Source organism: Acidiphilium sp. PM (assembly GCF_000219295.1).
Taxonomy (GTDB): Bacteria; Pseudomonadota; Alphaproteobacteria; order Acetobacterales; family Acetobacteraceae; genus Acidiphilium; species Acidiphilium multivorum.
The window spans coordinates 1-11,942 of sequence record NZ_AFPR01000204.1 but is presented as its reverse complement, the minus strand read 5'-3'; the positions used below and the strand labels follow the sequence as shown (position 1 = coordinate 11,942).

13 protein-coding genes and 1 pseudogene are annotated in these 11,942 nt (G+C 68.8%); 6 read left to right on the top strand and 8 right to left on the bottom strand.

The window, feature by feature from the left end; translation table 11 throughout:
* From APM_RS09535 to APM_RS09525, 3 genes and pseudogenes are all read left to right on the top strand, one after another.
* Positions 1–301 (top strand): annotated as a pseudogene (locus tag APM_RS09535) (Ni Fe-hydrogenase III large subunit); the annotation flags it as partial.
* On the top strand, positions 294–788 hold the full coding sequence (locus APM_RS09530) for an NADH-quinone oxidoreductase subunit B family protein (protein WP_007423158.1): 495 nt from the start codon (positions 294–296) through the stop codon (positions 786–788). The pseudogene APM_RS09535 and the gene APM_RS09530, both read left to right, overlap by 8 nt.
* The gene (locus APM_RS09525) at positions 781–1,380 is read left to right on the top strand and encodes a ribonuclease HII (protein WP_007423157.1); all 600 of its coding nucleotides are present in this window, start codon (positions 781–783) and stop codon (positions 1,378–1,380) included. Before APM_RS09530 ends, APM_RS09525 begins: the two co-directional genes overlap by 8 nt.
* Positions 1,381–1,399: 19 nt before the next feature.
* On the opposite strand, the gene APM_RS09520 is transcribed toward APM_RS09525, so the two are convergent.
* From APM_RS09520 to APM_RS09505, 4 genes are all read right to left on the bottom strand, one after another.
* Positions 1,400–1,693: a hypothetical protein gene (locus APM_RS09520; RefSeq protein WP_007423156.1), complete on the bottom strand. Its 294-nt coding sequence runs from the start codon at positions 1,691–1,693 to the stop codon at positions 1,400–1,402.
* Between the two features lie 223 nt (positions 1,694–1,916).
* The gene (locus APM_RS09515) at positions 1,917–3,701 is read right to left on the bottom strand and encodes a Hint domain-containing protein (protein WP_241763134.1); all 1,785 of its coding nucleotides are present in this window, start codon (positions 3,699–3,701) and stop codon (positions 1,917–1,919) included.
* 183 nt (positions 3,702–3,884) lie between these two features.
* The gene (locus APM_RS09510; protein WP_007423154.1) at positions 3,885–4,748 is read right to left on the bottom strand and encodes a prephenate dehydratase; all 864 of its coding nucleotides are present in this window, start codon (positions 4,746–4,748) and stop codon (positions 3,885–3,887) included.
* The gene (locus APM_RS09505) at positions 4,745–5,488 is read right to left on the bottom strand and encodes a 3-deoxy-manno-octulosonate cytidylyltransferase (RefSeq protein WP_007423153.1); all 744 of its coding nucleotides are present in this window, start codon (positions 5,486–5,488) and stop codon (positions 4,745–4,747) included. The genes APM_RS09510 and APM_RS09505 overlap by 4 nt, the downstream gene beginning before the upstream one ends.
* A gap of 92 nt (positions 5,489–5,580) precedes the next feature.
* On the opposite strand from APM_RS09505, the gene APM_RS09500 reads away from it, so the two are divergent.
* Genes APM_RS09500 through APM_RS09490 form a run of 3 tightly spaced genes read left to right on the top strand, consistent with a single transcriptional unit; the run spans position 5,581 to position 8,209 of the window.
* On the top strand, positions 5,581–7,005 hold the full coding sequence (locus tag APM_RS09500; RefSeq protein ID WP_007423152.1) for a cytochrome c family protein: 1,425 nt from the start codon (positions 5,581–5,583) through the stop codon (positions 7,003–7,005).
* Positions 7,002–7,772, top strand: coding sequence for an inositol monophosphatase family protein (locus APM_RS09495; RefSeq protein ID WP_007423151.1), 771 nt, complete (start codon positions 7,002–7,004; stop codon positions 7,770–7,772). Before APM_RS09500 ends, APM_RS09495 begins: the two co-directional genes overlap by 4 nt.
* Positions 7,769–8,209, top strand: coding sequence for a GNAT family N-acetyltransferase (locus APM_RS09490; RefSeq protein WP_039888229.1), 441 nt, complete (start codon positions 7,769–7,771; stop codon positions 8,207–8,209). Before APM_RS09495 ends, APM_RS09490 begins: the two co-directional genes overlap by 4 nt.
* A gap of 7 nt (positions 8,210–8,216) precedes the next feature.
* On the opposite strand, the gene APM_RS09485 is transcribed toward APM_RS09490, so the two are convergent.
* The 4 genes from APM_RS09485 to APM_RS09470 all read right to left on the bottom strand — a co-directional run.
* Positions 8,217–9,281, bottom strand: coding sequence for a tartrate dehydrogenase (locus tag APM_RS09485; protein ID WP_007423149.1), 1,065 nt, complete (start codon positions 9,279–9,281; stop codon positions 8,217–8,219).
* Entirely contained in the window at positions 9,281–10,690 is a 1,410-nt protein-coding gene (locus APM_RS09480) for an APC family permease (protein ID WP_007423148.1), read from the bottom strand. The genes APM_RS09485 and APM_RS09480 overlap by 1 nt, the downstream gene beginning before the upstream one ends.
* Before the next feature lie 52 nt (positions 10,691–10,742).
* Positions 10,743–11,630, bottom strand: a complete 888-nt coding sequence (locus APM_RS09475) for a lysophospholipid acyltransferase family protein (protein WP_007423147.1) — start codon at positions 11,628–11,630, stop codon at positions 10,743–10,745.
* Positions 11,627–11,942: tetraacyldisaccharide 4'-kinase (locus APM_RS09470; protein WP_007423146.1), on the bottom strand; the 316-nt coding region annotated here is incomplete at its 5' end. The genes APM_RS09470 and APM_RS09475, both read right to left, overlap by 4 nt.

Genomic DNA, 11,942 nt, shown 5'->3' with positions numbered 1-11,942 from the left:
GCGGGCCATCATCGCCCTCGCGCCCGGCATCGCGCCCGCGATCGACGCCGCGCCGGCGGGGGAGATCGTCGCGCCGCTGCCGCCGGTGAGCGCCCGCGGACTCGGCTCCGCCGCTTGCGCCCGGGGCATGGTGCATCACTGGGTGAAGCTGCATGACGGGCAGATTGCCGCCGCCGCGCTGATCGATCCCGCCGCGGGGCGGTTCCGCGCGCTGGAGGATGCGGCCGTCGGGCTGGAAATGGAGGCGTTCGCCATGCTGGCCGAATGTTACGCGCTGCCGCCGGGGGCGATCGATGGATGAGGATGATCCCGTCCGGGTGCTGAGCGCCCGGCTGGCGGCCTCCGGCCAGGCGCTGCTCGGCCGCAGCCTTGCGGTGCGGCATGTCGATGCCGGCAGTTGCGGCGGCTGCGAGATCGAGATCGCGGCCTGCCGCCGGCTGCGCGGCGGCATGGCGGCGCACGGAATCGCGATGGTGGAGGATCTTCGCGCCGCCGATATCCTGCTCGTCACCGGGGTGGCGACGCGCAACCTGGCCGAGGCGGTGCGCAAGAGCCTCGCCGGGATGGCACCGCCGCGCTTCGTCGTCGCTGCCGGCGACTGCGCGCTCGATGGCGGCGTGTTCAAGGGCGTGCCGGCGGTTCTCGGCGGTGTGCAGGCGGTGATTCCGGTGGATCTGCTGATTGCCGGCTGCCCGCCCGCGCCACGGCAGATTCTCGCGGGGCTGGTTGCGCTGGTCGAGGCGAACGCGCGCGAACCTCGCCGGGCGCGGGTCGAGCCGCATGCCTGATTTCAGCCGCGAGCTTGCGCTGGGCGGCGTGGTGGCCGGCGTGGACGAGGTGGGGCGCGGGCCGCTCGCCGGGCCGGTCGTGGCGGCGGCGGCGATCCTGCCCGCCGACCTGCCGCCGGAGATCGCGGCACTGATCGATGATTCCAAACGTCTTTCGCCGGCGCGGCGGGAGGCGGCGCTGGCCGCGCTGATCGAGTCTGGCGCCGCGATCTCGGCGGCGGCGGCCTCCGTCGCGGAGATCGCGCGGCTCAATATCCTGCAGGCGAGCCTGTTGGCGATGCGGCGGGCGGTGGCGCGCCTGGCGGTTCGGCCGGATCATGTGCTGGTCGACGGGCAGGTGGCGCCGGATCTGCCGATGCCTTGCACGCCGGTGGTAGGCGGCGACGGGCTTTCGCTCTCGATCGCGGCGGCCTCGATCGCGGCGAAACTGGTGCGCGACCGGGCGATGAGCCGGCTCGACCGGCGCTATCCGGGATATGGGTGGGCGCGGAATTCAGGGTATGGAACGAAGACGCATCGAGACGCCATCCTGGGTCTCGGCATTACCCCGCATCACCGGCGGGGATTCGGACCGCTGCTGCCGCCGGCCTGAGCGGCGCGGGCGCGCCCGGTCAGCCGTATTTCCGCTCCGGGTGACGCAGGTGCCAGAGCCGCTCATGCGCGGCGACGAGGCTTTCGATGCTCTTGCGCCGGTTCGCGTCCGGATGGATCGAGCGCCGGGTCAGCAACCGCTCCAAAATCGCCAGCAGATCCTCGGCGATCTCGTAATCGTCCTGGTCGCAGGCATGGTGAAAGGCGATGAGAATCTTGTCCGACAGGCGGCGGCTGTACCGCGTCGGCGAACGCTCGGTCTTACCGGCATCTTCCGTGGTCAAATCGGGGGCATCGGTGTCGGTGAGGGCCATTGCAGCGATTCCTGTCATTCCTAAGAGTATATTACCAAATAGTAATCGAAATTCAAAACTTTTTTATGATCTAAATCAAATTGAGTAAAAAAAATTCACCCTTTGTGATGTTCGTAAGCGAGAATCAGCAGGTTGCGAAGCTGAAATTTGGACGAGGCGGTCTCCGAAAAAGTTAATATTACATTAAAGATTGAACATCTCACCGGCTGCGACGATTGCTATGCTATCCGCCGGCCCGCTGCCAGAGGCGCGGGAAGGCTTCGAGGCAGACACGGATGCGCCGAGCCTGGCGCGGCAGCATGATTTCGCCACGGCCATTGGTCCATCTTGCCGCGTCGCCCGACGCACGATTGTGGAAACCCTGGACAGCACAGTTGTCGAGCTCAATCTCGCCGAGGTCGGTCTGCAGCGCGGCGAGGGCGACGCCGAGCGTGCGCCGGTCATCGGACGCGGGATCGACGCAGGCCGGCACGAAACACGATGACCGGAGAATGGCCCTGCCGTCATGCCCGGAAGGGAGGGACAGCCAGTCCGCGGTTTCGACGGGCAGGATCACGCCTCCTGTCCACAGCGCGGCGTCCCGGACGGTGCCGACCCGGAAGCCCTCGGACAGCGCGCGATGATGCAGCTGCTGCCGCACCGCGAGGAGCGCCGGCCCGCCGGTGCAGAGCGGCGCGCAGGCATCCCGGTCCCAGCGGAGATCGCGGACCGGCCAGGCCTGCGCCGTGGTGAAGCCGGCGCGGTTGCCGGTGTCGAGGTAGCTCTCGCATGGCGCGCCCTCGGCCAGGATCACGTCGTGCCGGGCCAGCTCGACATGGTAGTAGGTGATGGCGAGGCAGGCCTCGTCCTGCGTGATGGTCGCGCCGTTGACGAGGAACTTGGCGGGAATCAGGAGGTTGTCGAACCAGACCGCGTGATCGGGCGAAAGCCGCAGGCGGCGGGCGGGGACGCCGTCGGCCATCGATCCGGGCGCGAAGCAGACGGGTTTCACCTTCTCGGGCGCCGGGTGCATCGCGAGATCGAGCGTGCGCGAACCGGTCCAGATGACGGGCACGAGCTTTCCGTCGGCCGTGACGACCTCGTCGCCGGCGGCGAGGGTTTCGACCGGGCGAAGCCCCTGGCGGGTCAGGATAAGGGTGCCGCGCGCGAAACAGGGGGGATCGTAGGCGCCGCCGCTGATCGTCGTTCCGCCGGAGCCGGTCTCGACATGGAAGCCGGCCGCGTCCCGGAGCACGAACTGCCCGTCGACATGGCCGGCGGCGTCGATGAGGCTCACGGTATCGCCGGTCTCGCGGACCTCGCCGTTGCGCAGCGTCGGCAGGACGATCGTGTCGCCGGGCGCGAGGTCGGCGATCGTGACGCCACGGCCGAGATAGGGATCTTCGAGCGTCAGCGTCCCGCCGCCGGGGCCGAACAGGAAGGTCTGGCCGGCGACGCCGTCGGCCAGCAGGGCGGAGGCGCCGCCGCTCAGGGCGATCAGCCCGCCGCCTTGCACGGCGCCGCCCTCGACGGCGAGCGTGCCCGCGGCAATGTCGACGGTGCCCCGATTGTCGAATGCCGTGCCGCCGATCTCGACCAGCGCGCCGGCGCCGATATCGATCGTGCCGTCATTGCCGAAGCTGGGCGGGGCCGCGCCGGGCAACCCGGTCAGGGCGCCGAGATCGACCACGACATTGAGCGTCGCGTCGCAGGCGAGCGAGATGGTCCCCATGCCGACGGCGGAATCATAGGCGAACAGATCGGCGGCGGCGGCGACGTCGAGCCAGGAGTTTCGCCCGAGGGCAACCGCGCCGCCATTGCCGACCAGCCCGGCCGCGTCCGCGCCACCCTCCAGGCGGATGGCGGTCTCGATCGTCATGGTCGGGTCGATCGAGGCGAAGAGCCCGACGATCTCGGCGGTGACGCCGGCGGAGGGAACGGTGCCGCCGCTCCAGTTGCCGGCCGCGCCCCAGTCGGCGGACGGGGTGGTGTCCGGCCGGAAGAACTCTGTCGTCGGGTGGTCCGCCATCGCGCATCTCCAACGGCCCGGCCCGGTCATCATGAACCGGCGGCCGCCAAGGAGGCGTGGTTTTTACGCCCGAATTTAAAGGCGCGTTAGCAGAACTGTTCCGTCATGACAAACGAAATATGGCTCGATTTTCGGAAAAATCCTGAAATTGACGAATATTTTCCGATTTTTCCACCAGAGGTTTCAATCCGCGGCGGGCCCGGTCGCGCGCTGCTGGAGGCGGAACGGCGCCGCCGGATACACGCCGAGGATGCGGATTTCGCGCGAGAAGAAATCGAGCTCCTCGAGGGCGAGGCGCACGTGGCGCTGTTCGGGGTGGCCGTCGATCTCGCTCAGGAACTGGGTGGCGGCGAACTGGCCGCCGACCATGTAGCTCTCCAGCCGCGTCATGTTCACCGAATTGGTGGCGAAGCCGCCGAGCGCCTTGTAGAGCGCGGCCGGCACGTTGCGCACGCGGAAGACGAAACAGGTGATCAGGTCCGCCTGGTCCGGCGGCGGCAGGCGGGGCGTGCGGGCCATGACGTAGAAGCGGGTGGTGTTGTGCGCCGCGTCCTCGACGTTGCGGCGGAGGATGTCGAGCCCGTAGATCTCGGCCGCGAGGGAGGAGGCGATCGCGGCGCGGGTGGGATCGTTCCAGCGGGCGACGAGTTCGGCCGAGCCGGCGGTATCCGCCTCGACCACGGCCTGGGCCCCGAGCTCGCGGATCAGCGCGCGCACCTGGCCGAGGGCGACGGCATGGGAATGCACCTGACGGATGCCGGCGAGGCTGGCGCCCCGCGGCGCCAGCAGGCAGTGCTCCACCCGCTGGAAATGCTCCGCGATGATCGAAAGCCCGGACTCGGGCAGCAGGGCGTGCATGTCCGGCACCCGGCCGGCGAGCGAGTTCTCGGTCGGCAGCATGGCGAATTCGGCCTCGCCGGTCTTCACCGCCTCGATCGCCGCCTCGAAGGTCTGGCAGGGCAGGGTGGCCATGCCGGGATAGGCGGTGCGGCAGGCGAGGTCGGAATAGGCGCCGGGCGCGCCCTGGAAGGCGATTCGGGTTGTCATGCGGCAAGGTTCCTGCGGGCGCGGTCGAGGTCTTCCGGGGTATCGACCCCGAACGGGGCCCGGTCAATCCGCGCCGCGCCGATCCGCATCCCGAGTTCGAGGGCGCGGAGCTGTTCGAGCTTTTCGCGCAGTTCGAGCGGCGAGGGCGGTGCCGCGACGAAACGGTCGAGTGCGGCGCGGCGATAGGCGTAGACGCCGACATGGTGCCAGAGCGGCCCCGGCCCCGAGGGGATCGGGTTGCGCGAGAAATAGAGCGCGGGGGCGGCGATCCCCTCGCCGAAGCCGCAGGCCGCCTTGACCACCGAGGGGGAGGCGGCCTCTTCCGCCGTGGTGACGGGGGCGACGAGGGTGGCGATGTCGAAGCCCGGATCGTCGAGCACGGCGATCAGGGTGCGCAGCGATTCGGGCGGGAAGCCCGGAAGATCGCCCTGGAGATTCACCACGATGTCATGAACGCAAGCCGGGTCGATCGTGGCGAGGGCGGCGTGGATCCGGTCCGATCCGCTCGGCAGGTCGGGGTCGGTCAGCACCGCGGTGCCGCCGGCCGCGCGGACGGCGTCGGCGATCGCGGATTCGGCGCAGGCCACCGCGACCGGGCCGATCGCCGCTTCCCCGGCGCGGCGGAGGACATGGACAATCATCGGAATTCCGCCGATATCGGCGAGGGGCTTGCCGGGCAGGCGGGTCGAGCCGAGCCGTGCCGGGATCAGAACGATGGGAGCCGGAATGTCTGCCTCCATGAAGGTCGCATGGCGAACGCGACTGTTATCGCTTGTCGCACTTTCCTAAATCGCTATACATCCGTCCGTAAAGCTTTGGAGGGACCGCGCTTATGAGTGATCAGAACCACCCGTCTTCCGGACACGGCGGCAAGGGCCGCGACCCGCTGCTGCTGAACAAGATTGCCGGTGGCATTCTCTCGGCCGGGCTCCTGGTCTGGATCGCGATCCATATCGCTGGCGTGATGACCGGCGAGAAGGAGGTCAAGAAGCCGGTCATCAAGACCGCCGAGGCGCCCGTCGCGGCCAAGACCAGCGGCATTCCCTCCATCGACGGGCTGATCGTCAAGGCCGACGTGAAGAAGGGCGAGGCCTTCGTGCAGCAGCAATGCGCGGCCTGCCACACGCTGAACAAGGGCGGCGCGGCCGGCGTGGGGCCGAATCTCTACGGCGTCATGGGCGAGCCGATGTTCAAGAAGGCCGGCTATACCTTCTCCGGCGCGGTGACGAAGGCGGCCTCCGGCGTGTGGACCTACCAGAAGATGAACGAGTGGCTGGATGACCCGCAGAAATTCGCGCCGGGCACCCGCATGGGCTACACGGGCATCAAGAACGACAATGTTCGCGCCGACGCGATCGCCTATCTGCGCACCCTCTCGGACAACCCGATCCCGCTGCCCAAGCCGGGCGCCGGCGGTTCGGCCGTCGCCTCGAAGGGGGCGGCGCCAGCGGGCCTCGATTCGGGCGCGCCGGTGATCACCACCCTTTATGCCAGCGCCGATGCCAGCAAGGGCGAGGCCTTCTTCCAGCAGCAATGCTCGGCCTGCCACACGGTCACCAAGGGCGGGGCGAACGGCGTCGGGCCGAATCTTTACGGTGTCGTCGGCGCGCCGATGTTCGCCAAGGCCGGCTACACCTTCTCCGGCGCGGCGAAGAAGCATGCCGACGGCAAGTGGACGCCGCACGAGCTCGACGAATGGCTCTACGCGCCGACGAAGGCGGTGCCGGGCACGCACATGGCCTATCCGGGCATCAAGAACAACCAGACCCGGGCGGATGTGATCGCCTATCTCAACAAGCAGTCCGACCATCCGGTGAACCTCGCCGCCGCTGCGGGCCCCGCCGCGACGACGGCGACGGCCGCCGGTGCGGCGCCGACCGGGCTCGATTCCAGCGCGCCTTCGGTCAAGACGCTGCTGGCCAGCGCCGCGCCGGCCAAGGGCCAGGCGATGTTCCAGCAGCAGTGCTCGGCCTGCCATTCGATCAACAAGGGCGGTGCCAACGGCGTCGGCCCCAATCTCTACGGCGTGGTCGGCGCGAAAATGTTCGCGGCGGCAGGCTACAGCTTCTCCTCGGCCGCGAAGAAGCATGCGACCGGCGACTGGACCGCGCATGAGCTGAACGAGTGGCTCTACGATCCGATGAAGGCCGTGCCGGGCACGCACATGGCCTATCCGGGCATCAAGAACAACGTCGCCCGCGCCAACATGATCGCCTATCTCAACCAGCAGTCCGACCATCCCGAAACCTTCAAATGAGCTTTGATCCGGTCGCCGTGGCCTCGGCCGCGGCGGATGCCTCGGGGGCGGTGATCCGCGCGCATTTCCGCGCGCGGATCGACGTCGATACCAAGGCGGATGCCAGTCCGGTGACGCTGGCGGATCGCGGCGCCGAAGCCGCGATCCGCCGCGTTCTGGCCGAACGCTGCCCGGACCATGCCGTGATCGGCGAGGAGATGGGCGGCAAGGCAGGCGGGCGCTTCACCTGGGTGATCGACCCGATCGATGGCACGCGCGCCTTCATCACCGGCCGGCCGGTCTTCGCCACGCTGATCGCGCTGCTGGAGCATGGACGGCCGGTGCTCGGCCTGATTGACCAGCCGGTGCTCGGCGAGCGGTGGCTGGCCCATGAGGGCGTGCTGCGCTTTTCCGGCCCGCATGGCGGCGCGCCGGGAACGCGGGCGGTGGCGTCGCTGGCGGAGGCGGAGCTTTCCTGCACCTCGCCCGAGATGTTCACCGAGGCGCAGTTCGGCGGCTTTCGCCGCCTTGCCGGCGCCTGCCGCAGGGTGACCTATGGCGGTGATGCCTATGGCTACGGGTTGCTGGCGCTCGGGCAGATCGACGTCGTCGCCGAGGCCGATCTCAAGCCCTGGGACTGGTCGGCGCTGGCGCCGGTGATCGAGGCGGCGGGCGGGGCGATGACCGACTGGCGGGGCGCTGAGCTCACGCTGGAGAGCGACGGCACCGCGCTGGCGCTCGGCAATCCCGCCCTGCTCGGTGATGCCGTGGCGCTGCTCGGCGGATGACACAGGTGATCGTTCATCTGACCGCCGGCGCGGATGATCTTGCGGACTGGCTGGAGCGCTCCGAGGCGCTGCACCGCGTGCTGCGCCCGCATCTTCCGGTCGATTACGAAGGCACGATGCGGCGGATTCTGGCCGGGGGAGCAGAAATGGCGCTGCTGCACGAGGCGGGCGCACCGCGCGCGCTGGCGGTGTTCCGCGCCTTTCACGACACGGCGAACGGCTATCGGTTCTATATCGACGATCTCGTCACCGACCCCGATTGCCGCAGCGCCGGGCATGGCGCCGCCCTGCTCGGCTGGTGCGAGGCGGAGGCGCGCCAGCGCGGCTGCGACCGGCTGACGCTCGAATCGGGTACCCATCGCGAGCGGGCGCACCGGTTCTATTTCCGCGAGGGCCTCGCCATCACCCTGTTCGGCTTCGCGAAGAAGCTGGATTAAATCCGGATCAGACCGCGGCGGCGATGCAGGCCGCCAGATCGTCCATCTTCGCGGTGCCGCCGAGATCGGGCGTGCGCGGGGATGCGGGGTCGCCGAGGGCGGTCTCGATCGCGCGGAGGACCAGCGCCGCGGCCTCGGTCTCGCCGAGGTGATCGAGCATCATCGCGCCGGCCCAGATCGCGCCCACCGGATTGGCGATGCGCTGGCCGAAGATGTCGGGGGCGGAGCCATGCACCGGCTCGAACATCGAGGGGAATTTCTTCTCCGGGTTGAGATTGGCCGACGGGGCGACGGCGATCGTGCCGGTGACGCCGGGGCCGAGGTCGGAAAGGATGTCCCCGAACAGGTTCGAGCCGACGACGACATCGAACCGCTCCGGGCTCATCACGAAGCGCGCCGCGAGGATGTCGATATGGTATTGGTCGGCGCGGATCTCGGGGTATTCTGCGCCGATCGCGGCGAAGCGCTCGTCCCAGAACGGCATCGAGTGGAAGATCCCGTTCGACTTGGTCGCCGAAGTGACGTGCGGGCGACCGAGGCGGCGGGCGAGGTCGAAGGCGTAGCGCAGGATGCGGTCGGTGCCGGCGCGGGTGAAGATCGCGGTCTGCTCGACGAACTCGCGCTCGGTGCCGGCGAACATCCGCCCGCCGATCTGGCTGTATTCGCCCTCGACATTCTCGCGCACCACCCAGAAATCGATATCGCCGGGCTTCTTGTTGGCGAGCGGGCAGGGCACGCCGGGCAGCAGGCGGACCGGGCGGAGGTTCACATACTGGTCGAACTCGCGGCGGATCGGGATCAGCAGGCCCCAGAGGGAGATGTGGTCCGGCACGCCGGGATAGCCGACCGCGCCGAGAAAGATCGCGTCATGGTCGGCGAGGCGGGCGATGCCGTCTTCGGGCATCATCCGTCCGGTGGCCTTCCAGGTTTCGCAGCTCCAGTCGAAATCGCGCCAGTCGAGCGTGAAGCCGCAGGCGGAGGCCGCACGGTCGAGGACCGTGCGGGCCGCCGGGATCACTTCGCGACCGATGCCGTCGCCCTCGATGACGGCGATGCGGTGGCGACGCGACATCAGTATTCCTCGTCGGCGACGTAGGAGCCGATCTTCTGCACGAGATCGGGATCGCGCTTCGCGAGCGACAGGCCGTAGATGATCGAGAGGATCAGCACGCCGAGCGCCGCCCAGGGATAGATGTTGTAGGGGTAGGGCTGGCCCGGCTGGATCAGGCCCCAGAGCGGGAACAGCATCAGGACCGTGCCGACGATGGGGATCAGCGCGTGTTTGACCGGGTTGAACTCGTTGCGGTGATGGCGGAGCATGTAGACCGGCAGCGCGATGTTGGTGACGAGATAGGTGAGGATCACCGGGATCGTGCCGAGCGAGCCGGTCTCGCCGAAGAGATCGACCGGCTTGATGTTCCAGCCGAAGAAGATGACGATGCCGAGGGCCACGAGCACATAGCTCCACATCGCGACGAAGGGCGTGCGGTGCTGCGGGTGGATCTTGCCGAAGAAGCGCGGCAGCAGCCCCTCGCGGCCGGAGCTGAACAGGATGCGCGCCTGGCTGTTGGTCAGGCCCAGCAGCGAGGAGAAGATGCTGGTGACGCCGGCGAGATAGGCGATGATCAGGAACGATGCCGCCGAGGCCTTGAACGCGTCGACGAAGGGAATGTCCGCCTTGCCGATCGCGGTCGCGTTGTTGTGGAAGGCGATTTCGGTGGCGTAGGCGAGGAACATGTAGAGGATGCCGATCGACAGCGTGCCGATGATCAGCGCGCGCGGGATGTTGCGCCGCGCGTCGCGGGTTTCCTCGGCCAGGGTTGCCGAGTTCTCCCAGCCGATGAAGAGGTAGATCGCGATCGGGAAGCCGAGGCCGATGCCCTTGAGCCCGCCGGAGAGGTGGCTCCACTCGAACGGCGCGAGGCTGAGATGGCCGGCATTGACCACCAGCATGGTGATCGCGCCGATCAGCAGCAGCGCCAGCTCGAAATAGAAGAACACGGCTGCCCAGGTGGTCGAGAGGGCGACGCCGCGCGAGACCAGGATGCCGACCAGGCCGGTTTCGAGCAGGCTGAGCAGCTGCCAGGGAATGTTCAGGCCGAGGAACAGCTTCAGCGTGTCATGCGCCCAGCCGCCGGAGATCACCACCACCGAGGAGGCGGCGACGACATAGCCGAACACCACGAAGATCGAGGCCGCCGCCCCCGCCGCCGGGCCGAACGCCATGCCGATGAAGGTGACGAAGGAGCCGGTCGAGGGCCGGTATTTCGAGAATTCGGCGAGGGTGTTGGTCAGGAACAGCACGACCACCATGGCGACGAGGATGGTGAGCGGGGCGGCGACGCCGGCACCGCTGACGATCAGCCCGAAGCCGAAGAAGAAACTCATCGCCGGCGCGATGTTGGCGAGCGTCGAGGCGACGATCTGGGGCAGGCCCAGCGCGTCGCGCTTCAGTCGATGATGCGAACCCAGAACAGACATGATGGCTCCCGGTTTTGATTATTGTGCATTCATCTTACCCGACAGGGGGACGTTAGGCCACCGGCTTTGGCCAGCGCCGGTGCAGCCAGAGCCACTGGCCGGGACGCTGGCGCACCCAGCGCTCGATCGTCGCGTTCATCCAGGCGGTGCCGGCGGCGATGTCGGCCTCGCGGTCGTCGGTGACCTCGATCCGGTGCAGCTTCTCGAAGACGATGCGGATGCGCGCCGGGCCGATGCGTTCCGCGCGCACCGGCAGGATCGGGCAGCGGAACTTGCGGGCGAAGACGGCCAGCGCCGGGGCGGTCATCGCGTCGATTCCGAACAGCGGCGAGGCGATGCCGTCGTTCAGCTTCTGGTCCATCAGCATGCCGAGAATGCCGCCGCGCACCAGATGGGCATAGGAGCCGCGCGCACCGGCGGCGCCCTTGGCGAACATGGTGACCGGCTCGCCGGTGGCCTGCTCGCGCAAATCGAGGATCAGGCGGTCGACCGCCGGGTTGGCGGCGGCGCGGTAGAAGAAGGCGAGCCTGACGCCGAGCCGGTGCAGCACCGGCGGGATCAGCTCCCAGTTGCCGAAATGCGCGGTGAAGATGAGCGCCGGGCCGCCCTGCGCGGCGAGGGCCAGGCAATGCTCGCGGCCGACGATCTCGTAGCCGGGGCCGGCATCGGTTTCGCGCAGGGCGGCGAGATGCGGGAATTCGCCGGCGGTGCGGGCGAGGCTCTCCCACACCTCGCGGATGATGCGGCGGCGCGCGGCCTCGTCGAGTTCCGGCATGGCGCGGCGGAGATTCTGATCGGCGACGCGCGAGGTGGGGATCAGCGGGCCGATGCCGCGGCCGAGCGCGCCGGCGAGGTTGCTCGCGGCACGCGGGCCAAGGGCGCGGAAGATGCCGAGGAAGGCGCGTGCCGCGGTGGTTTCGATCTTGTGCAGGAGGCTCATGTCAGGAACCGATCAAGCGCGGCCGGGTCGTCGAAGGCAAGCCCCGCCTCGATCACCGCGCAGCGTGCGCGGAATGCCGGCGGCAGTTTCACCGCGTCCTTCGCGGTGGTGGCGAGGCGGGCGCCGAGGCGGCTTGCCTCGGCGTCGAGCCGGGCGAGATCGGCCGGTCGATAGGCGTGATGGTCGGGGAAGGGCAGCGTGCCGGCGATCTCGGCGCCGGCGTCGCGCAGGGATTCGAAGAATTTCTCCGGCCGGCCGATCCCGGCGAAGCCGAGCACGCGGGCGCCGGCGAGCTGCCCGGCATCGGTGACG

Bases quoted from the DNA above. Each gene is read 5' to 3' on its own strand.
- APM_RS09525 (WP_007423157.1), top strand. From the start codon at position 781: ATGCCTGATTTCAGCCGCGAGCTTGCGCTGGGCGGCGTGGTGGCCGGC.
- APM_RS09510 (WP_007423154.1), bottom strand. From the start codon at position 4,748: ATGACAACCCGAATCGCCTTCCAGGGCGCGCCCGGCGCCTATTCCGAC.
- APM_RS09480 (WP_007423148.1), bottom strand. From the start codon at position 10,690: ATGTCTGTTCTGGGTTCGCATCATCGACTGAAGCGCGACGCGCTGGGC.
- APM_RS09475 (WP_007423147.1), bottom strand. From the start codon at position 11,630: ATGAGCCTCCTGCACAAGATCGAAACCACCGCGGCACGCGCCTTCCTC.
- APM_RS09515 (WP_241763134.1), bottom strand. From the start codon at position 3,701: ATGGCGGACCACCCGACGACAGAGTTCTTCCGGCCGGACACCACCCCG.
- APM_RS09505 (WP_007423153.1), bottom strand. From the start codon at position 5,488: ATGGAGGCAGACATTCCGGCTCCCATCGTTCTGATCCCGGCACGGCTC.
- APM_RS09530 (WP_007423158.1), top strand. From the start codon at position 294: ATGGATGAGGATGATCCCGTCCGGGTGCTGAGCGCCCGGCTGGCGGCC.
- APM_RS09520 (WP_007423156.1), bottom strand. From the start codon at position 1,693: ATGGCCCTCACCGACACCGATGCCCCCGATTTGACCACGGAAGATGCC.
- APM_RS09500 (WP_007423152.1), top strand. From the start codon at position 5,581: ATGAGTGATCAGAACCACCCGTCTTCCGGACACGGCGGCAAGGGCCGC.
- APM_RS09485 (WP_007423149.1), bottom strand. From the start codon at position 9,281: ATGTCGCGTCGCCACCGCATCGCCGTCATCGAGGGCGACGGCATCGGT.
- APM_RS09495 (WP_007423151.1), top strand. From the start codon at position 7,002: ATGAGCTTTGATCCGGTCGCCGTGGCCTCGGCCGCGGCGGATGCCTCG.
- APM_RS09490 (WP_039888229.1), top strand. From the start codon at position 7,769: ATGACACAGGTGATCGTTCATCTGACCGCCGGCGCGGATGATCTTGCG.